This window comes from Halomonas getboli (genome assembly GCF_023094245.1).
GTDB classification, from domain to species: Bacteria; Pseudomonadota; Gammaproteobacteria; order Pseudomonadales; family Halomonadaceae; genus Halomonas; species Halomonas getboli.
Map to the genome: position 1 here is coordinate 184010 of NZ_JALMEW010000004.1, position 22313 is coordinate 206322.

The 22313-nt window shown below is 68.5% G+C and carries 20 protein-coding genes; 5 read left to right on the forward strand and 15 right to left on the reverse strand.

Annotated features, from left to right (window positions below):
* Window positions 1–143: 143 nt before the first annotated feature.
* A complete protein-coding gene (epmA, locus tag MYL53_RS10210) occupies window positions 144–1118 on the reverse strand; it encodes an EF-P lysine aminoacylase EpmA (protein WP_247853684.1) in 975 nt (324 codons plus the stop codon).
* Between the two features lie 200 nt (window positions 1119–1318).
* Window positions 1319–1885 (reverse strand): elongation factor P, encoded by a 567-nt coding sequence (gene efp / locus MYL53_RS10215; RefSeq protein ID WP_247853686.1) that lies wholly within the window; start codon window positions 1883–1885, stop codon window positions 1319–1321.
* A gap of 108 nt (window positions 1886–1993) precedes the next feature.
* Between efp and epmB the strand changes: the two genes are divergently transcribed.
* Window positions 1994–3019, forward strand: coding sequence for an EF-P beta-lysylation protein EpmB (gene epmB / locus MYL53_RS10220; RefSeq protein WP_247853688.1), 1026 nt, complete (start codon window positions 1994–1996; stop codon window positions 3017–3019).
* A 164-nt stretch (window positions 3020–3183) separates the two neighbouring features.
* On the opposite strand, the gene leuA is transcribed toward epmB, so the two are convergent.
* The 7 genes from leuA to pgi form a co-directional block, all read right to left on the reverse strand.
* On the reverse strand, window positions 3184–4890 hold the full coding sequence (gene leuA / locus MYL53_RS10225) for a 2-isopropylmalate synthase (RefSeq protein ID WP_247853690.1): 1707 nt from the start codon (window positions 4888–4890) through the stop codon (window positions 3184–3186).
* Window positions 4891–5247: 357 nt separating this feature from the next.
* Window positions 5248–5505 (reverse strand): TIGR02647 family protein, encoded by a 258-nt coding sequence (locus tag MYL53_RS10230; RefSeq protein ID WP_247853692.1) that lies wholly within the window; start codon window positions 5503–5505, stop codon window positions 5248–5250.
* Window positions 5506–5582: 77 nt separating this feature from the next.
* The gene (gene serB / locus MYL53_RS10235; protein WP_247853693.1) at window positions 5583–6806 is read right to left on the reverse strand and encodes a phosphoserine phosphatase SerB; all 1224 of its coding nucleotides are present in this window, start codon (window positions 6804–6806) and stop codon (window positions 5583–5585) included.
* A gap of 82 nt (window positions 6807–6888) precedes the next feature.
* Window positions 6889–9150, reverse strand: coding sequence for a DNA topoisomerase IV subunit A (parC, locus tag MYL53_RS10240; RefSeq protein ID WP_247853695.1), 2262 nt, complete (start codon window positions 9148–9150; stop codon window positions 6889–6891).
* 144 nt (window positions 9151–9294) lie between these two features.
* On the reverse strand, window positions 9295–11175 hold the full coding sequence (parE, locus tag MYL53_RS10245; RefSeq protein WP_247853697.1) for a DNA topoisomerase IV subunit B: 1881 nt from the start codon (window positions 11173–11175) through the stop codon (window positions 9295–9297).
* A 39-nt stretch (window positions 11176–11214) separates the two neighbouring features.
* On the reverse strand, window positions 11215–11841 hold the full coding sequence (locus MYL53_RS10250) for a YqiA/YcfP family alpha/beta fold hydrolase (protein WP_247853698.1): 627 nt from the start codon (window positions 11839–11841) through the stop codon (window positions 11215–11217).
* 259 nt (window positions 11842–12100) lie between these two features.
* Window positions 12101–13792: a glucose-6-phosphate isomerase gene (pgi, locus tag MYL53_RS10255; protein WP_247853699.1), complete on the reverse strand. Its 1692-nt coding sequence runs from the start codon at window positions 13790–13792 to the stop codon at window positions 12101–12103.
* A gap of 82 nt (window positions 13793–13874) precedes the next feature.
* Between pgi and cmoA the strand changes: the two genes are divergently transcribed.
* Window positions 13875–14618 carry a carboxy-S-adenosyl-L-methionine synthase CmoA gene (gene cmoA, locus MYL53_RS10260; protein ID WP_247853700.1) on the forward strand — a complete coding sequence of 248 codons (744 nt, stop codon included), beginning with the start codon at window positions 13875–13877 and terminating at the stop codon, window positions 14616–14618.
* A 1-nt stretch (window position 14619) separates the two neighbouring features.
* Entirely contained in the window at window positions 14620–15612 is a 993-nt protein-coding gene (gene cmoB, locus MYL53_RS10265; RefSeq protein WP_247853702.1) for a tRNA 5-methoxyuridine(34)/uridine 5-oxyacetic acid(34) synthase CmoB, read from the forward strand.
* Between the two features lie 114 nt (window positions 15613–15726).
* On the opposite strand, the gene cysN is transcribed toward cmoB, so the two are convergent.
* From cysN to MYL53_RS10295, 6 genes are all read right to left on the reverse strand, one after another.
* On the reverse strand, window positions 15727–17154 hold the full coding sequence (cysN, locus tag MYL53_RS10270; protein WP_247853704.1) for a sulfate adenylyltransferase subunit CysN: 1428 nt from the start codon (window positions 17152–17154) through the stop codon (window positions 15727–15729).
* A complete protein-coding gene (gene cysD / locus MYL53_RS10275; RefSeq protein WP_425591746.1) occupies window positions 17155–18132 on the reverse strand; it encodes a sulfate adenylyltransferase subunit CysD in 978 nt (325 codons plus the stop codon). It abuts the gene before it with no gap.
* Between the two features lie 122 nt (window positions 18133–18254).
* The gene (locus MYL53_RS10280; RefSeq protein WP_247853706.1) at window positions 18255–18989 is read right to left on the reverse strand and encodes a metallophosphoesterase; all 735 of its coding nucleotides are present in this window, start codon (window positions 18987–18989) and stop codon (window positions 18255–18257) included.
* Between the two features lie 67 nt (window positions 18990–19056).
* Window positions 19057–19503 carry a DUF1249 domain-containing protein gene (locus MYL53_RS10285; RefSeq protein ID WP_016856122.1) on the reverse strand — a complete coding sequence of 149 codons (447 nt, stop codon included), beginning with the start codon at window positions 19501–19503 and terminating at the stop codon, window positions 19057–19059.
* 1 nt (window position 19504) lies between these two features.
* Entirely contained in the window at window positions 19505–20152 is a 648-nt protein-coding gene (locus tag MYL53_RS10290) for an NUDIX domain-containing protein (RefSeq protein ID WP_425591747.1), read from the reverse strand.
* Window positions 20153–20250: 98 nt separating this feature from the next.
* Complete coding sequence (locus MYL53_RS10295) at window positions 20251–20898, reverse strand: hypothetical protein (RefSeq protein WP_247853707.1); 648 nt, start codon at window positions 20896–20898, stop codon at window positions 20251–20253.
* A gap of 149 nt (window positions 20899–21047) precedes the next feature.
* On the opposite strand from MYL53_RS10295, the gene greB reads away from it, so the two are divergent.
* Window positions 21048–21581 (forward strand): transcription elongation factor GreB, encoded by a 534-nt coding sequence (gene greB / locus MYL53_RS10300; protein ID WP_247853708.1) that lies wholly within the window; start codon window positions 21048–21050, stop codon window positions 21579–21581.
* Window positions 21582–21859: 278 nt separating this feature from the next.
* Window positions 21860–22282, forward strand: a complete 423-nt coding sequence (locus tag MYL53_RS10305; protein ID WP_247853709.1) for a hypothetical protein — start codon at window positions 21860–21862, stop codon at window positions 22280–22282.
* The last annotated feature ends 31 nt before the right edge of the window (window positions 22283–22313 follow it).

Below are 22313 nucleotides of genomic sequence, written 5' to 3' on the forward strand. Positions count from 1 at the left end.
TAAAAATCAGTTTGTTATAGAATTCATGCCGCACATGGATAAATATACTTAGGCAAGATATTGCCCAGACCGAGCAAGAAGTTGCCCAGCGGGCAAGATCTTGCCCGTCTTGCTCAAGACCACTCAGATCCACCCAGGCCCGCTCAGGCCCTTGGCGTGGCGAAAGCCATCACCTCGGCCACGCTGTCATGCCCCAACGCCAGCTGGAACAGCCGATCGAGCCCCAGAGCCACGCCGCTGCCCGCCGGCATGCCGGCCTCGAGCGCGGCCAGCAGGCGCTCGTCCACGTCGACCTCGGGCAGGCCGGCAGCTCGACGGGCGACGTTGTCTTCCTCGAAGCGGGCGCGCTGCTCCGCGGCGTCGGTGAGCTCGTCGTAGCCGTTGGCGAGCTCCAGGCCGTGGCGGTAGACCTCGAAGCGCGAGGCGACCCACTCGCCGTCTTCGGGGTCGCGATGGCGCCGCGCCAGCGCCGCCTGGCCGGCCGGGTAGTCCACCACCACGTCGATGCCCTCGCGTCCCAGCTGCGGCTCGATGGTAAGGCTGATCAACAGATCCAGGCAGTCATCGCGCGAGGCCTCGGCAATGTCGAGCCCGCCGGCCTCAGCGGCCCGGCGACGCAGGGCGTCGAGCGGTTCGCGGAAGGGATCGAGCCCGAGGTGTTCGCGAAACAGCTCGCGGTAGCGGCGGCGACGCAACGGGCCGGGATCTTCCGGCAGCGCCCGGCGGATCAGCGCCTCGGTCTCGGCGATCAGGCCCTCCAGGTCGAGGCCCGGGCGATACCACTCCAGCATGCTGAACTCGAGGTTGTGGCGCCCGCCCACCTCGCCGTCGCGGAAGCTGCGGGCGATCTGGAAGATCGGCCCGCTGCCGGCGGCCAGCAGCCGCTTCATATGGAACTCCGGCGAGGTCTGCAGCCACAGCCGCTCGCGGCCGGCCGGCGTCACGGCCTCGCAGGACAGCGAGGCCAGGTGCACGTCGGTGCTGCCGCCGTGGCCGAGCACCGGTGTCTCCACCTCCCACACGCCGCGCTCGGCGAAAAAGGCCCGCACCTCAGCCATCAAGCGTGCACGCTCGCGCAGCGTCGCGATCTCGGCCGTGGGCCGCCAATCAACCGTCATCGATATGTCTCCTGAAACAACAGAAGGCCACACCCGAGAGAGTGTGGCCTTCTAAGGGCGAGGTTCGCCGCGCTAGCGCCCTCTCCGAGCGACGCTCAGGGAAGGCGGATCCCGGTGAGGCGGCGGAGTTTAGCAGCGCTAAATGAGCAAGCCGATCCGGGATTCAACGCCGCCTGAGCGAGCGCAGGAAGGGCCCGACATCAAGCGCGGGAGACGTACTCGCCGGTACGCGTATCGACTTTCAAGACTTCGCCCTGGTTGATGAATAGCGGCACGCGCACCACGGCGCCGGAGGACAGGGTCGCCGGCTTGGAGCCGCCCTGGGCGGTATCGCCCTTGAGGCCGGGATCGGTCTCGGTGACTTCCAGCTCGATGAAGTTCGGCGGGGTCACGGCGATGGCGTTGTCGTTCCACAGGGTCACGGTGTAGACGACCTGCTCCTTGAGCCACTTGTCGGTCTCGCCCAGGGCCTTCTTCTCCACCGCGTACTGCTCGAAAGAACCGTCGGTCTTCATGAAGTGCCACATGTCACCGTCGGTGTAGAGGTACTCCATGTCCAGCTCGAGCACGTCGGCGCCTTCCAGCGACTCGCCGGACTTGAAGGTGCGCTCCCAGACGCGGCCGGTCATCAGGTTGCGCAGCTTGACGCGATTGAAGGCCTGGCCCTTGCCCGGCTTGACGTAATCATTCTCGAGGATGGCGCAGGGGTCACCATCCAGCATGACCTTCAGACCGCCCTTGAATTCGTTGGTAGAATAGTTCGCCATGATGATCGTTCCATATTCCAGCGCGCCGCTGGCCGAGGCCAAGGGCGCGCGCAAGCAAATGACAGTGGCCGAGGGGCAATCCCTCGCTCGCCTCGAAGTGTGCCCCGCATGATAACCCGAAGCCCGATTCCTTTGCAGTGCCGGCCCGCCGAGCCCGCCCCCGGCGCCTGGCAGGCGCAGCTGGCCGGCGCGATTCGCGACCCGCACGAGCTCTGCCGCCGGCTCGGCCTCGCGCCCGACTGGTTGCCCGGCGCCGAGGCCGGCCATCGTCTGTTCGAGGTGCGCGTGCCGGAGGCCTATCTCGCCCGCATCCGCCCCGGCGACCCGAGCGACCCGCTGCTGCGCCAGGTGCTGCCGCTCGGCGAGGAGGCCGAGGCCGCGCCCGGTTTCGTCGCCGACCCGCTCGAGGAGGCCGGCCATACCCCGAAGCGCGGGCTGATCCACAAGTACGCCGGCCGGGTGCTGCTGATCGCGAGCCCCGCCTGCGCGGTGAACTGCCGCTACTGCTTCCGACGCCACTTCCCGTATGAAGAGAACGCGCCCTCGCGGGCCCAGTGGGAGGAGACGCTAGCCTACCTGCGCGACGACGCCTCCATCCACGAGGCGATCCTCTCCGGCGGCGACCCGCTGGCGGCCAGCGACCGCCAGCTGGCCTGGCTGGTCGAGCGCCTGGAGGCCATCCCGCACCTCAGGCGGCTGCGGATTCACACCCGGCTGCCGGTGGTGATCCCCGACCGCATCGACGGCGCCCTGCTCGACTGGCTCGGCAGCACGCGGCTGCAGAGGGTCATGGTGCTGCATATCAACCATGCCCAAGAGATCGACGACGCCGTGGTCGAGGCCTGTCGGCGGCTGCAGGCCGCGGGCGTGACCTTGCTCAACCAGAGCGTGCTGCTGCGCGGGGTCAACGACGATGTCGACACGCTGGCCGCGCTCTCTGAGCGGCTGTTCGAGGCCGGCATCCTGCCCTACTACCTGCACGTGCTGGACCCGGTCGCCGGCGCCGCCCACTTCGATATCGACGACGACGCGGCCCGCGCGCTGGTCGCCGAGCTCAGGACGCGACTGCCCGGCTTCCTGATGCCGACCCTGGTGCGCGAGGTGCCGGGCGAGGCCAGCAAGACGCCGCTATAGGCGGCACGGAAACGGGAGGCGGCACGGGGTCAGACCCTTAAGCCCCCTTAGGGATTTTGTCCCTAAGGGGGCTTAAGGGTCTGACCCCACAGCGGGCTTCCACAGCAGGCTTAAAGAAAACCCGAAGGCCTGGGCCTTCGGGTTTTCTTGTAGCTAGGCGCTGGTCAGGCCAGCGTTTCGGCGGTCACGTTGGCCGCCGGCTCCTCGGTGGAGTGCTTGCGGTTGATCGCGCTCAGCACGCCCTTGATCGAGGCGCTGGTGATGCTCTCGTCGGTGCCGACGCCAAACACCGCCTCACCGTTGACGCGCACCTCCACATAGGCGATCGCCTCGGCGTCGGCGCCCTGGCCGCGGGAGTGCTCATGGTAGTCGATGATCTCGACGTCATGGCCCTCGCTGGCCAGCGCCTTGACGAAGGCCGCCAGCGGACCGTTGCCCTGGCCCTGGATGACGCGGCGCGCCCCCCCCTCCTCGACGGTGGCGTCGAGGGTCACGGTGGGGCTGTCCGGCTCGGAGGACATGCGATGGCTGATCAGGGCGAAGGGCTCGCGCTGCTCGAGGTACTCGTCGACGAAGGCCTGGTAGATCATCTCGGAGGTGATCTCCTTGCCCAGCCGGTCGGCCACTTCCTGCACCACCTGGCTGAACTCGATCGACAGGCGGCGCGGCAGCTCGATGCCGTGCTCCTGCTCGAGGAGGTAGGAGACGCCGCCCTTGCCGGACTGGCTGTTGACGCGGATCACCGCCTCGTAGCTGCGGCCCACGTCGAGCGGGTCGATCGGCAGGTAGGGTACCGCCCAGACGGCATCCGGGTTCTCGCGGCGCTCGGCCATGCCCTTCTTGATGGCGTCCTGGTGGGAGCCGGAGAAGGCGGTGAACACCAGGTCGCCGACGTAGGGATGACGCGGGTGCACCGGCAGCTGGTTGCAGTACTCCACCTCGCGCATGATCGGCGTGATGTTGGAGAAGTCGAGGTTCGGATGCACGCCCTGGGTGTAGAGGTTCATGGCCAGGGTGACGAGATCGACGTTGCCGGTGCGTTCGCCGTTACCGAACAGGCAGCCCTCGACGCGGTCGGCGCCGGCCATCACCGTGAGTTCGGCGGCGGCCACGCCGGTGCCACGGTCGTTGTGCGGATGCACGCTGACGATCAGGTGATCGCGATGGGCGACGTGGCGACAGAACCACTCCACCTGGTCGGCGTAGTTGTTCGGCGTGGCGCATTCCACGGTGGCCGGCAGGTTGACGATCATCGGCTTCTCGACGCTCGCCCCATAGGTCGCCTCGACGGCGTCGACGATCTCCACCGCGAAGTCCATCTCGGTGGTGGTGAACAGCTCCGGTGAGTACTGGAAGGTCCAGTTCGTTTCCGGCGCCGCCGCCATGTGCTCGCGGATGCGGGTGGTGGCGTCGACCGCGATCTGGATGCACTCGGGCTTGCTGACGTTGAACACCACGCGGCGGAACACCGGATCGGTGGCGTTGTAGACGTGAACGATGGCGTTCTTGGCGCCCTTGAGCGCCTCGAAGGTGCGGTCGATCAGATGCGGGCGCGCCTGGGTCAGCACCTGGATGGTGACGTCGTCCGGCACCTTGTCGTCTTCGATCAGCGAGCGCACGAAGTCGAAATCGGTCTGCGAAGCAGAAGGGAAGCCAACCTCGATCTGCTTGAAACCGATCTTCACCAGCAGGTCGAAGAAGCGCTGCTTGCGCTCCTGGTCCATGGGATCGATCAGCGCCTGGTTGCCGTCGCGCAGGTCGACGGCGCACCACTGGGGCGGCGTCTCGATGCGCTTGCTCGGCCACTGGCGGTCGGGCAGGTCGACGGCCACGAAGGGGCGGTACTTGGTGGAGGGGTTATCGAGCATCATGGCGGCGTTCTCCCGGGCGGTTTATTGGAGTCAGAAACGGCGACGCCCCGTCTGCCGGTGGGCAGACGGGGCGTCGTCGCAGTGTTCAGCGCGGCTCGTCACGACTCCGCAGACCGGTCGTACGGCGCGAGAGACACGAGGAGCGAAAATGTTCATGGAGATAACGGTAGCGGTGCGGGACATGTGACAACCTCGAATTCGACCTGGACATGGGCGATGCAAACGGCATCGCCCGGCGCGCTCAGCGGCGGGCTAGTAGTCGTAGGTCGAGAACGAGGTTGTGCGATGTCATGTTCATGCCCTCTAGAAAATCAGCCTGGCGGCGGCTTGTCAACTCTCGCCGGCCGACGGGGGCATTCAGGTCGTCGCGTCGGCCGTCCCGAGGAGGACCAGCAGGTCGCGTGCATGCTCGGCGGCCTCCTGGCCAATGGCGGTGAGATAGCCACCATCGGCCTGGGTCACCAGGCCCTTGCGATGCAGACGTCGAGTGGCCTCGATCATGGCCGGCTCGGCGCTCGAGTGCACCTTGATGCCCTCCTGATGGTTGATCGGATTGAACAGGCCGAGCACCTTGAGTTCGTCGAGCAGTTCCGGAGTGAAGCTGGGCTGTGGCATGGCACTTTCCTTGGTGTTGTTGTGTGCGTCTTCCGACGCTACCGCGACCGGGCCGACGACGCCAGCGCAAAAAACCCTCAGCGCTCCTCGAGATCGCCTTGGCGATAGCCGATCAGGTACAGCACCGCATCCAGCCCCAGGGTCGAGAGCGAGTGCCGGGCCTGCTGGCGCACCAGCGGCTTGGCGCGGAAGGCGATGCCGAGGCCGGCGGCGGCCAGCATCTTCAGGTCGTTGGCGCCGTCGCCCACGGCGATGGTCTGCTCCATGGAGAGCCCTTCGCGCTCGGCGATCTGGCACAGAAGCTCGGCCTTGCGGTCGGCGTCGACGATCGGCTCGCGCACCTCGCCGGTCACCTTGCCGTTCTCGATCACCAGCTCGTTGGCATGAACCTCGTCGAAACCGAGCCGATCCTTCAGGTAGTGGGCGAAGTAGGTGAAGCCGCCGGAGAGGATCGCGGTGCGATAGCCGAGCCGCTTGAGCTGGCTCATCAGCCGCTCCAGGCCGTCCATCAGCGGCAGCTCCTCGGCGATCTCGGCCAGCACCGACTCGTCGAGGCCCTTGAGCTTCGACATGCGCTCGCGGAAGCTCTGCTGGAAGTCCAGCTCGCCGCGCATGGCCCGCTCGGTGACCTCGGCCACCTCGTCGTAGACGCCGTGACGACGCGCCAGCTCGTCGATCACCTCCGCCTGGATCAGGGTCGAGTCCATGTCGAAGCACACCAGCCGGCGGTGGCGACGCCAGATGGAATCCTCCTGCAGGGCGATGTCGACGCCGTGGGCGGCGCCCAGCGCCAGCGCCTTCTCGCGCAGGGCCTCGAGGTCGACGTTGTCGCCGCGCAGCCAGCACTCGACGCAGGCGCCCTGGATGGCGTCGTGCTCGCCGGGCACGCCGCCATCCAGCGGCTCGCGGCCGGAGAGCCGGTGGATCAGCTCCACGGTCAGGCCCTGCTCGGCAGTCAGCGCGCCGACCTCGGCCAGGATGCCGGCCGGAAGATGCGGCGCCAGCAGGGTAAGGATCAGCCGCGGCTGGCTGGCCTGCACGCTCCAGCGGTGATAGTCCTCGGCGCCGATCTGGATCGCCTGGACATCGAGCCCCAGCCGATCGCCGGCGGCGGACAGCGCGCCTTCCAGGTCGCTGTCGTGGTCGAGCCCCACCAGGGCCTCCAGCGACACGATGCCGAAGGTCACGCTCTGGTTGATGTCCAGCAGTCGCGCGCCGCTCTGGGCCAGGGCACGGCCCAGGCCGGCCAGCTGACCGGGCTGGGCGGCGCCGGTGGCACGGATCAATAGTCGTCTCGTCATTGCAACCCCGATAGCTAGAAGCTCAACGCTTGAAGCCGGAAGTATGCCGGTTTCCAGCGCCGAGCCGGGTTTTCTTCACGCTTCAAGCTTCCGGCTTCAAGCTTTCCAGGCGGTCGACCTTCTGCAGGCCACGGGGCAGCTTGCTGCCGCGCCGGCCGCGTTCGCCTCGATAGTAGTCGAGATCGTCGGCCTTGAGCGTCAGCTTGCGCTTGCCGGCGTGCACGATCAGCGCGTCGCCGGGCGCCAGCAGCGTCAGGTCGCGCAGGAACTCCTCCCGCCGCGCGGCCCGGCCGCCGGGGATATCGAGCATCTTGTTGCCCTTGCCCTTGGCCATCTCCGGCAGCTGGTCGAGCGGGAACACCAGCAGCCGACCCTCGTTGGAGACCGCCGCCACGCTGATGCCCTCGCCTTCCGGCACCGCCCGCGGCGCGACCACGTTGCAGCCCTGGGGCACGCTGAGCACCGCCTTGCCGGCCTTGTTCTTGGCGACCAGCCCTTCGAGGCGGGCGACGAAGCCGTAGCCGCCGTCGGTGGCCAGCAGATAGCGGGTGGTCGGCGGCGCCAGCAGCACCCCGGCCATGTGGGCGCCGGCGGCTACGTTGACGCGCCCGGTGACCGGCTCGCCCTGGCTGCGCGCGCTGGGCAGGTTGTGGGCGGTCAGCGTATAGGCGCGGCCGGTGTCGTCGAGCAGCACCAGCGGCTGGTTGGTCTTGCCGCGGGCGGCGAGATGGAAGCGGTCGCCGGCCTTGTAGGAGAGCCCTTCGGGGTCGATCTCGTGGCCCTTGGCGGCGCGGATCCAGCCTTTCTCGGAGAGCACCACCGTGATGGGGTCGGCGCCGAGCAGCTCGACCTCGGACAGCGCCTTGGCCTCCTCGCGCTCGACCAGCGGCGAGCGGCGCTCGTCGCCGTAGTCGGTGGCGGCCTGGCGCAGCTCTTCCTCGATCAGGTCGGTCAGCGCGGCCTCGGAGCCGAGCAGCTCCTCCAGGCGGGCACGCTCGGCCTCGAGGTCGTCCTGCTCGCCGCGGATCTTCATCTCCTCGAGCTTGGCCAGGTGACGCAGGCGCAGCTCGAGGATCGCCTCGGCCTGACGCTCGCTGAGCCCGAAGGCCTCGATCAGCGCGGCCTTGGGCTCGTCCTCCTCGCGGATGATGCGGATCACCTCGTCGATGTTGAGGTAGGCCGTGAGCAGGCCCTCGAGGATGTGCAGGCGATCCTGGACCTTGCCCAGCCGATGCTCGAGGCGACGACGCACGGTGCTGCGGCGGAAGCGCAGCCACTCGCCGAGCAGGTCGGGCAGCGGCATGACCCGCGGCCGGCCATCGAGGCCGATCGCGTTCATGTTGACGCGCACGTTCTTCTCAAGGTCGGTGGTGGCGAACAGGTGCGCCATCAGCGCCTCGATGTCGACCCGGTTGGAACGCGGCTCGATGACCAGCCGGGTGGGCTCCTCGTGGGTCGACTCGTCGCGCAGGTCGGCCACCATGGGCAGCTTCTTGGCCTGCATCTGGGCGGCGATCTGCTCGAGCACCTTGGCGCCGCTGACCTGGTAGGGCAGCGCGGAGATCACCACGCTGCCCTCCTCCAGGCCGTAGCGGGCACGCATCTTCACCGAGCCGCGGCCGCTCTCGTAGATCTTGCGCAGCTCGCGGTGCGGGGTGATGACCTCGGCGGCGGTGGGGAAATCCGGCCCCGGCAGGCGCTCCATCAGGTCGACGGTGGTGGCCTCGGGATGGCGCAGCAGGTGGCAGGTGGCCTCGACCACCTCGCCCACATTGTGCGGCGGGATGTCGGTGGCCATGCCCACGGCGATGCCGGTGCCGCCGTTGAGCAGCACGTGGGGCAGCCGCGAGGGCAGCACCACCGGCTCCTGCATGGTGCCGTCGAAGTTGGCGGTCCAGTCCACGGTGCCCTGGCCAAGCTCGCTGAGCAGGGTCTCGCTGAACTTGGACAGCCGCGCCTCGGTGTAGCGCATGGCGGCGAAGGACTTGGGATCGTCGGGGCTGCCCCAGTTGCCCTGGCCGTCCACCAGCGGATAGCGATAGCTGAAGGGCTGCGCCATCAGCACCATCGCCTCGTAGCAGGCGCTGTCGCCGTGGGGGTGGAACTTGCCGAGCACGTCGCCGACGGTACGCGCCGATTTCTTGTACTTGGCGCTGGCGTTCAGCGCCAGCTCGCGCATGGCGTAGACGATGCGCCGCTGGACCGGCTTCATGCCGTCGCCGATGTGCGGCAACGCCCGGTCGAGGATGACGTACATCGAGTAGTCGAGGTACGCCTTCTCGGTGTACTCGCGGAGGGACAGGCGCTCGACGTCGCCCTCCGCCACCTGGATATCCATGGTCATGGGTTCGGGGCCCTATCTGCCATCATGGAAACTTCGCGGGCCGTGCCCGCACGATACGTTCTGGAAAAGCTCGAAGCTGAAAGCTTGAAGCTGGAAGTTGCCCCCCGAAACATCGCGGGTTTTCTCCAGCTTCGAGCTTCGAGCTTAAACCTCGATCTCGGCGAGGTTGCCGTAATCTTCCAGCCAGCTCTTGCGATCGGAGGCGCGCTTGCGGGCCAGCAGCATGTCCATCATCTCGAGGGTACCGTCGCCCTCCTCGCGGGTCAGCTGCACCAGCCGCCGGGTGTCGGCGGCCATGGTGGTCTCGCGAAGCTGCAGCGGGCTCATCTCGCCCAGGCCCTTGAAGCGCTGCACATTGGGCGTGCCGCGCTTGCCTTCGAGGCGCTTGAGGATCGCCGCCTTCTCGCTCTCGTCCAGGGCATAGAAGACCTCCTTGCCGAGGTCGATGCGATACAGCGGCGGCATGGCGACGAAGACGTGGCCGGCGTCGACCAGCGCCGGGAAGTGGCGCACGAACAGCGCGCACAAGAGCGTGGCGATGTGCAGGCCGTCGGAGTCGGCGTCGGCGAGGATGCAGATCTTGTGATAGCGCAGCTTGCCGAGGTCGTCGCTGCCGGGGTCCATGCCGATCGCCACGGCGATGTCGTGGACCTCCTGGGAGCCGTAGATGTCGTGGGACTCCACCTCCCAGGTGTTCAGGATCTTGCCGCGCAGCGGCAGGATGGCCTGGGTGTCGCGGTCGCGGGCCTGCTTGGCGCTGCCGCCGGCCGAGTCGCCCTCGACCAGGAACAGCTCGCTGGCCGCCGGGTCCTGCCCCGAACAGTCGGCCAGCTTGCCGGGCAACGCGGGGCCGGAGGTGACCTTCTTGCGCGCCACCTTCTTGGCGCTCTTCTGGCGACGCTGGGCGGCGCTGATGACCAGCTCGGCCAGCGCCTCGGCCTGGTCGACGTGATGGTTGAGCCACAGCGAGAAGGCGTCCTTGACCACCCCGGAGACGAAGCCGGCCACCGCGCGCGACGACAGCCGCTCCTTGGTCTGGCCGGCGAACTGCGGGTCGAGCATCTTCACCGAGAGCACGAAGGAGACTCGCTCCCACAGGTCCTCGGCGGTCAGCTTGACGCCGCGCGGCAGGAGGCTGCGGTAGTCGCAGAACTCGCGCAGCGCCTCGAGCAGCCCGGCGCGCAGGCCGTTGACGTGGGTGCCGCCCTGGGGCGTGGGAATCAGGTTGACGTAGCTCTCGAGCAGCGGCTCGCCGCCCTCCGGCAGCCACTGCACGGCCCAGTCGACGCCGTGCTCCTCGTCGGCGAAGTGGCCGACGAAGGGCGAAGCCGGCAATACCTCGTAGCCGTCGGTGGCCTGGGCCAGGTAGTCACGCAGGCCGTCCTCGAACTGCCACACGCTCCGGGTGCCGTCGGCCTCGGTCAGCGAGACCTCGAGCCCCGGGCACAGCACCGCCTTGGCGCGCAGCAGGTGCTTGAGCCGCGTCAGCGACAGCTTCGGCGAGTCGAAGTAGCTCGCCTCCGGCCAGAAGCGCAGGACGGTGCCGGTGGCGCGCTTGGCGGCACTGCCGATCACCTCCAGCGGCGAGGCCAGCTCGCCGTGCTCGAAGGCCATGCCGTGGCGCTCTCCGCCCTTGAGCACCTCGACCTCGAGGCGCTTGGAGAGCGCGTTGACCACCGAGACGCCGACGCCGTGCAGGCCGCCCGAGAAGCGGTAGCTCGAGTTGGAGAACTTCCCGCCGGCGTGGAGCTTGGTCATGATCAGCTCGATGCCGGAGACGCCGTGCTCCGGATGGATGTCGATGGGCATGCCGCGCCCGTCGTCGCTGACCTCGACGCCGCCGTCCTCGAACAGCCGCACGCCGATCTTCTTGGCGTGGCCGGCTAGCGCCTCGTCGACGCTGTTGTCGATGACCTCCTGCACCAGATGGTTGGGGCGCGCGGTGTCGGTGTACATCCCGGGGCGCTTGCGCACCGGTTCGAGCCCGGCGAGCACCTCGATCGAGCTGGCACTGTATTGGGTCATGGCGTCGTCTGTGTCCTATGCATGTTCGAATCCGCGCGCTCAGCCGCGGGGCGCCACCCGCCCGGCTTCCAGGGCATGGCCGCCCTGGGCGAAGATGGCCGGCAGGTAGTCGGCCAGCGTCGAGAAGCCGTGGTCGCCGCCGGGCTCGAGGATCGTCCGGGCGCCGCGATAGAGCGCGAAGGCGTCGCGGGCGTCCAGGGTCTCGTCGGCGGTGCCCAGCAGCAGCAGGTAGCGCGCCGGCGTGACCCGCTCGGGCGTCAGCGCCTCCAGCGCCCGCCGATGGGCGGCCTCCACCGTGAAGCGCTCACCGTGATACGGGTTGACGAAGGCTTCGCCGATCCAGGCCTCGACCAGCCGCGCCGGGGCCACCGCCGGATTGATCAGCGCCGCCGGCAGGTCGTGGCGCTCGGCGAGCACCGTGGCCAGAAAGCCGCCCATCGAGCTGCCCACCACCAGCGGCCGGCTGCCCAGCTCGGCGAGCCGGGCCTCGGCCGCTTCCAGGGCGCGGTCAGGGCGATGCGGCAAATCCGGCGCGGCGCAGGGCAGGCCGACCGCCTCACAGGCCTCGCGCATCAGCGCCGCCTTGGGCGAGGCGGCGCCGCTGTTGAAGCCGTGCAGGTAGAGCACGCCGCTGGCCGGCACGCGCGGCAGAGCGGCGCTCAGCATACCCGACCCCCTGTATAAATGGCCAGCCGAATTCCCGGTAAAGCCAGGCCGTCGACAGGTCTACGAGAGGCGCTGTAAACCCTTCCCTGGGCGCTACTTTTGCCCTGCGGCGCTCTCGCATCCCGCTCCGCTTGCAGGTCCGGTGCTGGCCTTCCTTGGCCAGCCCGTTCGTCGGAATCCGCCTCACCCTTGGCAAAAACCCTCTCTTCGACCTGTCCCCGGCACTCCCCGGCCGGAACTGACACAGTATTCAGCCGGCTCACGCGTCCGCCTGGGGCTCGGCCGCCCATACCGCCTCGATCAGGCCGCGGGTGGAGTCGTCCATGCCCTCGAGGCCGGCCTCGTGCTGGAGGATGCGCTGGGTCTCGCCGGCCATGGTCTTGCCCAGCTCCACGCCCCACTGGTCGAAGGGATTGATGTCCCAGATCGTCGCCTGCACGAACACCTTGTGCTCGTAGAGCGCCACCAGCGCGCCCAGGGTCTGAGGCGTGAGGCGGTCGAGCAGCAGGGTGCTGGAGGGCTGGTTGCCGCGATAGCGACGGTGGCCCGGGCGCGGGCCGTCCTCGTCGTCGGCCACGGCGGCGTCGCCGAGCATCAGCGCCCGAGACTGGGCGAAGCAGTTGGCGAGCGTCAGCCGATGCTGACCCATCAGGTGATCGCGGGTAGCCGGGTCCGGCACGTCATCGTAGCGCACCTTGGGCGCGATGAAGTCGCACTCCACGGCCTGAGTGCCCTGGTGCAGCAGCTGATAGAAGGCGTGCTGAGCGTTGGGCCCGAGCTGGCCCCACAGCACCGGGCAGGTGGAGTAGTTCACGCTCTCGCCGTCGTGGGTCACCGACTTGCCGTTGGACTCCATCTCCAGCTGTTCGAGGTAGGCGGCGAAATACTCGAGGCGGCCATCGTAGGGCAGGATGGAGTGGGCGCGGATGTCGAGGAAGTTGACGTTCCAGATGCCGGCCAGCGCCAGCAGCACCGGCAGGTTGTCGGCAAGCTCCGCCTCGCGGAAGTGACGATCCATCTCGTGGGCGCCGGCCAGCAGGCCGCGGAAGTGCTCCATGCCCACCACCAGGGCGATGGGCAGGCCGATGGCGCCCCACAGCGAGTAGCGACCGCCGACCCACTCCCAGAACTCCAGCTGGTGATCGTCGGCGATGCCCCACTCGCTCATCTTCTCGGGGCTGGCCGAGACGCCGATGAAGTGCTGGCGCATCAGCAGCGCCTCGTCGACGCCCTCCTGGCGGGCGCCGCCCAGCAGCCGCGCCTTGAGCCAGTCCCGCGCGGTGCGCGCGTTGGACAGGGTGTCGATGGTGGTGAAGGACTTCGACGACAGCACGAACAGCGTGGTCTCGGGATTCAGCCGCGCCAGGTAGTCGGCCAGCTGGGAGCCGTCCATGGTCGAAGCGAAGTGCACGTCGATGCGCTGCTCGACGTCGGGGCGATAGTCGGCCAGGGCATGGGTGACCATCAGCGGGCCCAGATCGGAGCCGCCGACGCCGAGGTTGACCACGTCGCGGATCGGCTTTCCGGTGGCGCCGCGCCACTGGCCGGCGTGGAAGCGCTCGACCATGGCCTCCATGCGATCCAGAGTGGCATGGACCGAGGCCACCAGGTCCTGACCCTCGACCTCGAGGCGGGCATCGGCGGGCAGGCGCAGGGCGGTGTGCAGCGCCGGACGATCCTCGCTGCGGTTGACGCGCTCGCCGGCCAGCAGGCCGCGGATCGCCTCGGGCACGTCGGCCTCGCGGGCCAGGTCGAGCAGCAGCTCGAGGGTCTGGTCGGTCCAGCGCTGCTTGGAGAGGTCGAGGGTCAGCCCCGCGGCGCTGCGGCCGAAGGTGGCGTAGCGGCTCGGCTGCTCGACGAAGAGGTCGCGCAGGTGCCGGCGCCCCATGCCCGCGGCATGCTCGGCGAGGGCGCACCAGGCCCTCCGCTGATCGATGGGGGTATGGCTCATGGAATTTCTCCTGGACATCCTGTCGTGCAGCCGACAACAGGGGAGTAGAATGTCGGGCTTCCAGCCCATGAATCCCTGCGATATGAGTGACGCATCTTACCGTGACGCCATCTTTTCCACACCCCTGGACCGGGTGGCGCGCTTTTCGTTCGACGAGCGGGTGGTCTCCTGCTTCCCCGACATGATCCGGCGTTCGGTGCCGGGCTATGGCCAGATCCTGGCCATGCTCGGCCCGCTGGCCCGGCGCCACCTGCGCCACGGCGGCCACGTCTATGACCTGGGCTGCTCGCTGGGCGCCTCCGGGCTCGCCCTGGCCGGCCAGCTGCCGCCGGCGGCGTTCCGCTATACCGGGGTCGACCTGTCTCCGGCCATGGTCGAGCGCGCCCGTGAGACGCTGACCAGCGAGAGCCCGGACCACGACCTGACGGTGATCGAGGGCGATATCCGCGCCCTCGACTACGAGCCGTCGGGGATGATCCTGCTCAACTTCACCCTGCAGTTCCTGGCCCCGCAGGATCGCGACGCCGTGATCGCCCGACTCTATGAGGCCCTGGAGCCCGGCGGCGTGCTGGTGCTCTCGGAGAAGATCAAGGCCGCCGACGAGCAGGAGAACGCCTGGCTGGTGGAGCGCTACCACGACTTCAAGCGCGCCAACGGCTACAGCGACCTGGAGATCAGCCAGAAGCGCACCGCGCTCGAGAACGTGCTGGTGCCGGACACCCTGGACGCGCACCGGGAGCGGCTGGCCCGCGCTGGCTTCTCGCGCTCGCTGGTGTGGTTCCAGTACCTGAACTTCGCCTCGCTGATTGCCTTCAAGGAAGACTGACGTGCCGATTCCCGACGCCCATCGCCCGCTCTATCGGGCCTTCCTCGACCAGGGGCTCGACGCCTGGCTGGCCCGGCTGCCCGAGCAGCTGGCCCGCGGCCTCGACCGCTCGCGCTTCGGCGACCTGCCGGCCTGGGAGAAGGCGGTGGCCAAGCTGCCGCCACTGCCGGAGCACCGCGAGGTGCGCCTCGATGCCGACCACGTCACCGTGGACGCCGACCTCGACGCCTCGCGCCGCCGCCAGAGCGAGAGCCTGCTGCGCGTGCTGGCGCCGTGGCGCAAGGGTCCCTACCGGCTCGGCGGCGTGACCATCGACACCGAATGGCGCTCCGACTGGAAATGGCAGCGGGTGGCGCCGCACTTGGCGCCGCTGGCCGGCCGGCGGGTGCTCGACGTGGGCGGCGGCAACGGCTACCACGCCTGGCGCATGGCCGGCGACGGCGCCAGCTTCGTGCTGGTGATCGACCCCTCGCCGCGCTTCTACTGGCAGTTCCAGGCGGTGCGCCACTTCGTCGGCAATGCCGACCACGGCGCGGTGCACTTCCTGCCGGTGGGCATCGAGGACGTGCCGGAGGCGCTGGCCTTCTTCGACACCGTGTTCTCGATGGGCGTGCTCTACCACCGCCCCTCGCCGCTGGAGCACCTGGCCCAGCTCAGGGCTGCCCTGCGCCCGGGCGGCGAGCTGGTGCTGGAGACGCTGGTAGTCGAGGGCGACGCCACCACGGTGCTGCTGCCGGGCGAGCGCTACGCCGCCATGCCCAACGTCTACTTCCTGCCCTCCGCCGCCGCGCTGTGCGGCTGGCTCGAGCGCGCCGGCTTCGACAACGTCCGGGTGGTCGACGAGGCCGACACCTCGCTCGACGAGCAGCGCGCCACCGAGTGGATGACCTTCCAGTCGCTGGCCGACTTCCTCGACCCCGACGATCCGACCAGGACCCGCGAAGGCCATCCGGCGCCGCGCCGCGCGGTGCTGGTCGCCAACCGGCCACGCTGATACCGCTTTCAGCTGCCGCCACCGGCTTGTACAGCGCCTGCATACCCTAAAAACAACGAGGCCCCGCCGCTTTCGCGACGGGGCCTCGTATCGTCCGCAAGGCGGATCGGGGCATCAGCGGCCGAGCAGCTGGCTGATGTCCTTGGCCTCCCAGTGCGGGAAGTACTTGCGCACCAGGGCGTTGAGCTCGACCTCGAAGCCGGCCCAGTCGACGTCGCCCGCGGCCCCGCTGCCGGCCTCGGCGGCGCCGCGGATCATTCCCGCGCCCACGGTCACGTTGGACAGCCGGTCGATGACGATGAAGCTGCCCGTGCCCGGGCTGCGGTCGTAGCTGTCGATCGGCACTTCGCCGGTCAGCGCCACGCGGCAGCGGGCGATGGCGTTGAGCTCCAGGCGCTCGGCCTGATGCTGCTCCAGGGTGTTGACGTCCACCTGGTAGTGGATGGTGTCGACACTGCCCGCCACCGAACGGCCGGCGAGGCGGATGTCGACCTGACGACCCGGCTCCAGGGCCTGCTCGCTCATCCACACGATGTCGGCGTCGAAGGCCGCGGCCTCGGTCACCTCGGCATCGGCGGCCACGATCCAGTCGCCGCGGGAGATGTCGATCTCGTCGGCGAGGGTCACGGTGATCGCCTGCCCCGGCCAGGCGTCGTCCAGGTCGCCGTCGAAGGTGACGATGCGCTCGACCTTGGAGGTCTTGCCGGACGGCAGCACCTTGACCGCCTGGCCGGGGCGCAGCACGCCCGCTTCCAGGGTGCCGGCGTAGCCGCGGAAGTCCAGGTTCGGGCGGTTCACGTACTGCACCGGCAGGCGCAGGTCGGTGAGGTTGTGATCGGCGCGGACCTCGACGCTCTCGAGCAGCTCGAGCAGCGCCGGACCGTCGTACCACGACATGGCCTCGCTCGGGTTGACGACGTTGTCGCCCTTGAGCGCGGACAGCGGTACGAAGCGGATGTCGTCGGCGCCCAGCTGCTCGGCGAAGGCGCGGTACTCGGCGACGATCTCGTCGAAGCGCGCCTGGCTGTAGTCGACCAGGTCCATCTTGTTGACCGCGATCACCAGGTGGCGAATGCCCACCAGGTCGGCGATGAAGCTGTGGCGCTTGGTCTGGGTCTGCACGCCGTAGCGGGCGTCGATCAGGATCACCGCCAGACCGGCAGTGGACGCCCCGGTGGCCATGTTGCGGGTGTACTGCTCGTGCCCCGGGGTGTCGGCGATGATGAACTTGCGCTTGTCGGTGGAGAAGAAGCGATAGGCCACGTCGATGGTGATGCCCTGCTCCCGCTCGGACTGCAGACCATCGACCAGCAGCGCCAGATCCACCTCCTCGCCGGTGGTGCCGCTCTTCTTCGACGCCTGGGTGATGGCCGCCAGCTGGTCGTCGAAGATCATCTTGGAGTCGTGCAGCAGCCGGCCGATCAGGGTCGACTTGCCGTCATCGACGCTGCCGCAGGTGATGAAGCGCAGCAGGTCCTTGTTCTCGTGCTCGTGCAGGTACTGCTCGATGTTGTCGGCGATGAGATCGGATTGATGTGACATTTAGAAGTACCCCTCGCGCTTCTTCTTCTCCATCGAGCCGGCCTGGTCGTGGTCGATGGCGCGGCCGCTGCGCTCGCTGGTGCGGGTCAGCAGCATCTCCTGGATGATCTCGGGCAGCGTGGTGGCGGTGGATTCCACCGCGCCGGTCAGCGGGTAGCAGCCGAGCGTGCGGAAACGCACCCACTTCTCTTCCGGCACCTCGCCCTCCTCGAGCGGCAGACGGTCGTCGTCGACCATGATCTGCATGCCGTCGCGCTCGACCACCGGACGCGGCGCGGAGAAGTACAGCGGCACGATCGGGATCGACTCGAGGTAGATGTACTGCCAGATGTCCAGCTCGGTCCAGTTGGAGAGCGGGAAGGCGCGGATCGACTCGCCTTTGTTGACGCGGGCGTTGTAGAGGTTCCACAGCTCGGGACGCTGGTTCTTCGGGTCCCAGCGGTGGTGCTTGTCGCGGAAGGAGAACACGCGCTCCTTGGCGCGGCTGGCCTCCTCGTCGCGGCGCGCGCCGCCGAAGGCGGCATCGAAGCCGTACTTGTCCAGTGCCTGCTTGAGCGACTGGGTCTTCATCACGTCGGTGTAGCCGCTGGAGCCGTGATCGAAGGGGTTGATGCCGGCGGCACGCCCCTCTTCGTTGATGTGCTCGATCAGCTCCATGCCGGATTCCGCGGCCATGCGGTCGCGGAACTCGATCATCTCGCGGAACTTCCAGGTGGTGTTGACGTGCATCAGCGGGAACGGCGGCGGCCCGGGATAGAAGGCCTTGCGCGCCAGGTGCAGCATCACCGAGGAGTCCTTGCCGATGGAGTACAGCATCACCGGGTTGGCGAACTCGGCCGCCACCTCGCGGATGATGTGAATGGACTCGGCTTCCAGCTGCTGCAGGTGCGTCAGCCGCCGCGGCGTCAGGCCGGCAGCGGCACTGCTGCCCTCGGCCGTGACGGCACTATCGCGTGTCGGTGCATGAAGACTGTTCATGGCCCGGCTACCTCGCATGACGTGGGCGGAAAAAGGATCATGCGCCGGAGAGTACCGCCTAACCAATAATAACGTAAAAGAATTAATATCTATCTTTTTATACGAAATGGAGCTACCTGTCCTCAGATCTCGACGCGCTCCACCCAGGTAGCGAAACCTTCCCGAGTCAGATCGATGATCCTGAAGCCAGGCCGCGAGGCCTCGTCCACGGCGAAGTCCGCGGCACCGGGCAGAAACTGGTCGCTGGTCGAGGGGCTGCCGTAGACGGGCACGCCGCCGGCGGCCTCGGGGCCACGTCCGGCGAAGGCCTGATGGATATGCCCGCAGATCACCGCCTCGACGAGCGCATGGCCGGCCACGACCTCCCAGAAGGCCGCGGCGTCGGTCAGGCCGAGCGCGTCCATCCAGGCGGAGCCCACCGCCACCGGTGGATGGTGCATGGCCACGAGCGTCGGCCGGTCGTCCTCGGCGAGGCGGGAGGCGAAGGCCGCCAGCCGCGCCTCGCCGAGCTCGCCGGCCTCCTGACCGATGCGCTGGGTATCGAGCAGCAGCAGGCGGCGCTCGCCCAAGTCCACGGTCTCATGAAAGGGACGGCAGTCGGCCATCAGCCCGGACTCGTCGTGATTGCCGGGCAGCCAGAACCAGGGACAGTCGAGCGGCGCCAGCAGCCGCTCGGCCTGAGCATAGGAAGCGGCGGTGCGGTCCTCGCTGATGTCGCCGGTCAGCAGCACCATGTCGGGGCGCTGGCGGACGGCGGCGGCCACCACGCGTTCGAGCTGGCGATGCGGCAGGCCGGTGCGCGAACGAGCCTCGGGGTCGGCGTGCAGGTGGCAGTCGGTGAGCTGGATCAGTCGCATCGGGCCGGGGCGTCCTTGATGACGGCCCTCTGGCGGGGCCTGGGTGTTTCCGGGGTCGTTCGGCGCGTCACGGCAGCTCGGGCAGATCCATGGAATGGCCGTGGGCCAGGCCGTGGTCGAGCCACTCGCCGAGGAAGCGGTTGAGCTGCAGCTTCTCGTCGGGCTGGTGCATGCGCGCGTTGGGATAGCGATAGCGGCCGTCGAAGTGGCGCTGGCGCTGGAAGTCGTTGACCTCGGCCATGCGCACGTCGTGGTAGAGATGCACGCGCATGCGCGGCGCCTCGAGCACGCCGTCGAGCACGCCGCGCTGGGAGACCCGCACGATGCTGGTGTAGGGCGCTCGCTCCAGGAGCTCCAGGCACAGCGCGCCGACGCGACGCCCATGGCTGACCAGCTCCACCTCACGCGTCTCGCCGACCTCCATGTCGCCCAGCAGGCGGGTGAGCCGCACGTAGTTGGCGGTGCACTCGCCCTGCAGGGTCTTCAGGTCAGTCACATAGGCGTTTCTCGACACGCTACCTCCTCGCTCGCAATGAGGCCCGCTCCGCCGCCAGCCAGTGGAAGGCGATCAGGCACATGGCATTGTCGAGTCTTCCAGCCCGCATGAGTTCCCAGGCCCGGGCGAAGGAGAGCACGTGCACGCGGATGTCCTCGTGCTCCTCGTCGAGGCCGTGAATGCCGCCCAGGCCCTGGCTGTCGATGAGCCCGCAGAACAGCGTGACCCGCTCGTCGCAGGCCCCCGGGCTCGGGTAGTAGGTATGCAGCTCGATCAGCTCACCTACCGGGCAGCCAGCCTCTTCCTCGGCCTCGCGGCGGGCGACGTCGGCGCGGCTTTCGCCGCGCTCGACCAGCCCCGCCACGACTTCCAGCTTCCAGGGCGAGGCCGGATCATCCAGGGCGCCGGCGCGAAACTGCTCCACCAGCGCCACGGCGTCCCGTTCCACATCGTAGAGCAGCACGCCCACGGCGTCATGCCGGCGATGCACCTCGCGCACCACCGGCGCGCTCCAGCCGCCCTCGAACAGGCGGTGTCGCAGGTGCAGCTCCTCGAGGCGGAAGAAGCCCTGGTGCAGGCAGCGCCGCTCGATCATCTCCACGTCGCCGGCATCGAAGGGCGCGGCATCGAGCGCATCGGCGGCGTGCTGTGGATCGTGTTCCGACATGAACTCTCCGGTGATCGCGAAAGCGCCCATTATCCCGGTGCGACAGAAGCCTGCCAACCTCGCCGCCCGCCTCGCCCTTCATGCCGATAGGCGCCCGCCTACTCTTCGAGTCGAGCGACCATGGCCCTGGCCTCGTCGCGCAGCGCCGCGTCGGAGGCCTCACGCCCTTCGCGAGGCACCCCGTTGAGCGCCCGCCGGGCATGCGCCAGCGCCTCGGCGTCCCTGCCCTCGTCCTCGAGGAAGGCCGCGTAATAGACATTGACGTCGATGCCTTCGGGGCGGATTTCCTCGGCGCGGCGGAACATCCGCTCGGCGGTCTCCTCGTCGCCGAAAGCCACCGGCCAACCCGGGGCGCGATCATAGAGCGCCCCCAGGGTCACGTAGGCCGAGCCCTGGAGCCCACGCGGGTCCTGCTCGAGGGCCGATTCCAGCACCCGGCGCGCCTCCTTGGCCGCCCCCAGGGCGTCGAGGCCACCGCTTTCCCGGGCCAGGGACGCCAGGATGATGCCGTGCCAGACGCTCGCCTCCGCCCCCTCGGGATGCGACTCGGTCAGCGCCTTCGCCTCCGCGGCGAGGGACTCGAGGGCGGCAACGCGACGCGCCTCCGGCATGGCGGTGGTGGTGTGCTCCCAGCGGCTGCGAAGCGAGAAGAGCTCGTCCTGCGGGGCCTGAGACTGAGCCTGGAGCAGCGGGGCGAACACGAGCCCCATCCCGAGAACGAGGGTCGGCAGGCGACGTGACGACATGGCGCTTTCCTCATGCGTTGTGATTGTGGTTGTCCGGATGACGCCTTGAAAATGTAACGAACGTTTGAATCAATCGCCAATCTGGCCTCGACTGTTCCCTCGCCTCACAATGGAGGCCTTCGCTTCGCATCCACAGGAGGGCGCCGCCGATGAAAGGCCGCAACATGACCCGCTGGCGCGATCCCGCCAAGGACCCGCGCCAGGAACCCAAGAGCAACCTGATCACCGCCGAGGGCGCCGAGCGCCTGCGCGGCATCCTCGACCACCTGTCGCGGGTCAAGCGTCCCGCCCTCTCGACCAAGGTCGGCGAGGCCGCCGCGCTGGGCGATCGCAGCGAGAACGCCGACTACACCTACAACAAGAAGGAGCTCAACCGGGTGATCGCCCGGATCCGCTACCTGACCAAGCGCCTCGACGAGCTGCAGGTGGTGGACCGGCTGCCCGAGGACACCGAGCGGGTGTTCTTCGGCGCCTTCGTGACGCTGGAGGACGAGGACGGCGAGGAGATGCGCCTGCGCATCGTCGGCCACGACGAGACCGACACCGGCAAGCACTGGATCAGCGTCGACGCGCCGCTGGCCAAGGCGCTGCTCGGCCGCTCGCTGGACGACGAGGTCACGGTGGCCGCGCCCGGCGGCGAGAGCACCTATCTCATCACCGAGATCGACTACCGTCGGCCCTGAACGGCCCGCTCTTTCCCGCTCGCCATACGCGCGATGGCGACAGCCATAAAGCCTTCCATATCAATCGCTTGAACGGAACATGAATGGCACGCCGTCGCCAGGGACCAACGATTGCGGTCACGTCGCGACCATGAAGGCTCGCCACGATCCGACGCACCTTGAGTCAAGTGTCTGTTCTTGCACGAAGTATCATGGCACTGGCATGGCGCTGGCTTGGGAGGAAGCAGACGAGCCCATCGGCTCGTGACACGCCAAGCACGCACTCCAGGAGGAATCCCATGAAGACGCTGCTGAAGACGACCCTGCTTCCCCTCGCCCTGCTCGGTGCCGGCGCCGCCGTCGCCAACCCGCCATCCTTCGATCGGCTGGATCTCAACGGCGACGGCGTGCTGAGCGCCGAGGAAGCCCTCGCCGTGGACGGCATGGATCTCGAGACGGCGGACACCAACGCCGACGGCGCCCTCAGCCGCGACGAATACGAGGCCGCCCGCCAGACCCTGCCCGGCGCCGCCGAGGGCGGCATGAACGGCTCGAGCCAGATGGGCGGTTCGGCCGGCATGGACGCCGGCGGCAGCACGGCCGGCTCCGGGAGCCTGGGCGGTTCGGGGAACATGAGCGGCACCGCCGAGATGGGGGGCTCCGCTGGCATGGAAGGCTCTGGCGGTATGGAAGGCTCCAGCGGCCAAGGCGTCGCCCAGTAAGCTCCTGCCCCACCATCACACCACTCGACCC

What these genes read in the sequence shown, in the direction of transcription:
- MYL53_RS10305 (WP_247853709.1), top strand. Translation starts at nt 21,860, where the DNA reads ATGAAGACGCTGCTGAAGACGACCCTGCTTCCCCTCGCCCTGCTCGGT.
- serB (WP_247853693.1), bottom strand. Translation starts at nt 6,806, where the DNA reads ATGACGAGACGACTATTGATCCGTGCCACCGGCGCCGCCCAGCCCGGT.
- parC (WP_247853695.1), bottom strand. Translation starts at nt 9,150, where the DNA reads ATGACCATGGATATCCAGGTGGCGGAGGGCGACGTCGAGCGCCTGTCC.
- MYL53_RS10290 (WP_425591747.1), bottom strand. Translation starts at nt 20,152, where the DNA reads ATGTCGGAACACGATCCACAGCACGCCGCCGATGCGCTCGATGCCGCG.
- greB (WP_247853708.1), top strand. Translation starts at nt 21,048, where the DNA reads ATGAAAGGCCGCAACATGACCCGCTGGCGCGATCCCGCCAAGGACCCG.
- leuA (WP_247853690.1), bottom strand. Translation starts at nt 4,890, where the DNA reads ATGATGCTCGATAACCCCTCCACCAAGTACCGCCCCTTCGTGGCCGTC.
- epmB (WP_247853688.1), top strand. Translation starts at nt 1,994, where the DNA reads ATGATAACCCGAAGCCCGATTCCTTTGCAGTGCCGGCCCGCCGAGCCC.
- cmoA (WP_247853700.1), top strand. Translation starts at nt 13,875, where the DNA reads ATGAGTGACGCATCTTACCGTGACGCCATCTTTTCCACACCCCTGGAC.
- MYL53_RS10295 (WP_247853707.1), bottom strand. Translation starts at nt 20,898, where the DNA reads ATGTCGTCACGTCGCCTGCCGACCCTCGTTCTCGGGATGGGGCTCGTG.
- cysN (WP_247853704.1), bottom strand. Translation starts at nt 17,154, where the DNA reads ATGTCACATCAATCCGATCTCATCGCCGACAACATCGAGCAGTACCTG.
- parE (WP_247853697.1), bottom strand. Translation starts at nt 11,175, where the DNA reads ATGACCCAATACAGTGCCAGCTCGATCGAGGTGCTCGCCGGGCTCGAA.
- epmA (WP_247853684.1), bottom strand. Translation starts at nt 1,118, where the DNA reads ATGACGGTTGATTGGCGGCCCACGGCCGAGATCGCGACGCTGCGCGAG.
- efp (WP_247853686.1), bottom strand. Translation starts at nt 1,885, where the DNA reads ATGGCGAACTATTCTACCAACGAATTCAAGGGCGGTCTGAAGGTCATG.
- cysD (WP_425591746.1), bottom strand. Translation starts at nt 18,132, where the DNA reads ATGAACAGTCTTCATGCACCGACACGCGATAGTGCCGTCACGGCCGAG.
- MYL53_RS10250 (WP_247853698.1), bottom strand. Translation starts at nt 11,841, where the DNA reads ATGCTGAGCGCCGCTCTGCCGCGCGTGCCGGCCAGCGGCGTGCTCTAC.
- MYL53_RS10230 (WP_247853692.1), bottom strand. Translation starts at nt 5,505, where the DNA reads ATGCCACAGCCCAGCTTCACTCCGGAACTGCTCGACGAACTCAAGGTG.
- MYL53_RS10280 (WP_247853706.1), bottom strand. Translation starts at nt 18,989, where the DNA reads ATGCGACTGATCCAGCTCACCGACTGCCACCTGCACGCCGACCCCGAG.
- pgi (WP_247853699.1), bottom strand. Translation starts at nt 13,792, where the DNA reads ATGAGCCATACCCCCATCGATCAGCGGAGGGCCTGGTGCGCCCTCGCC.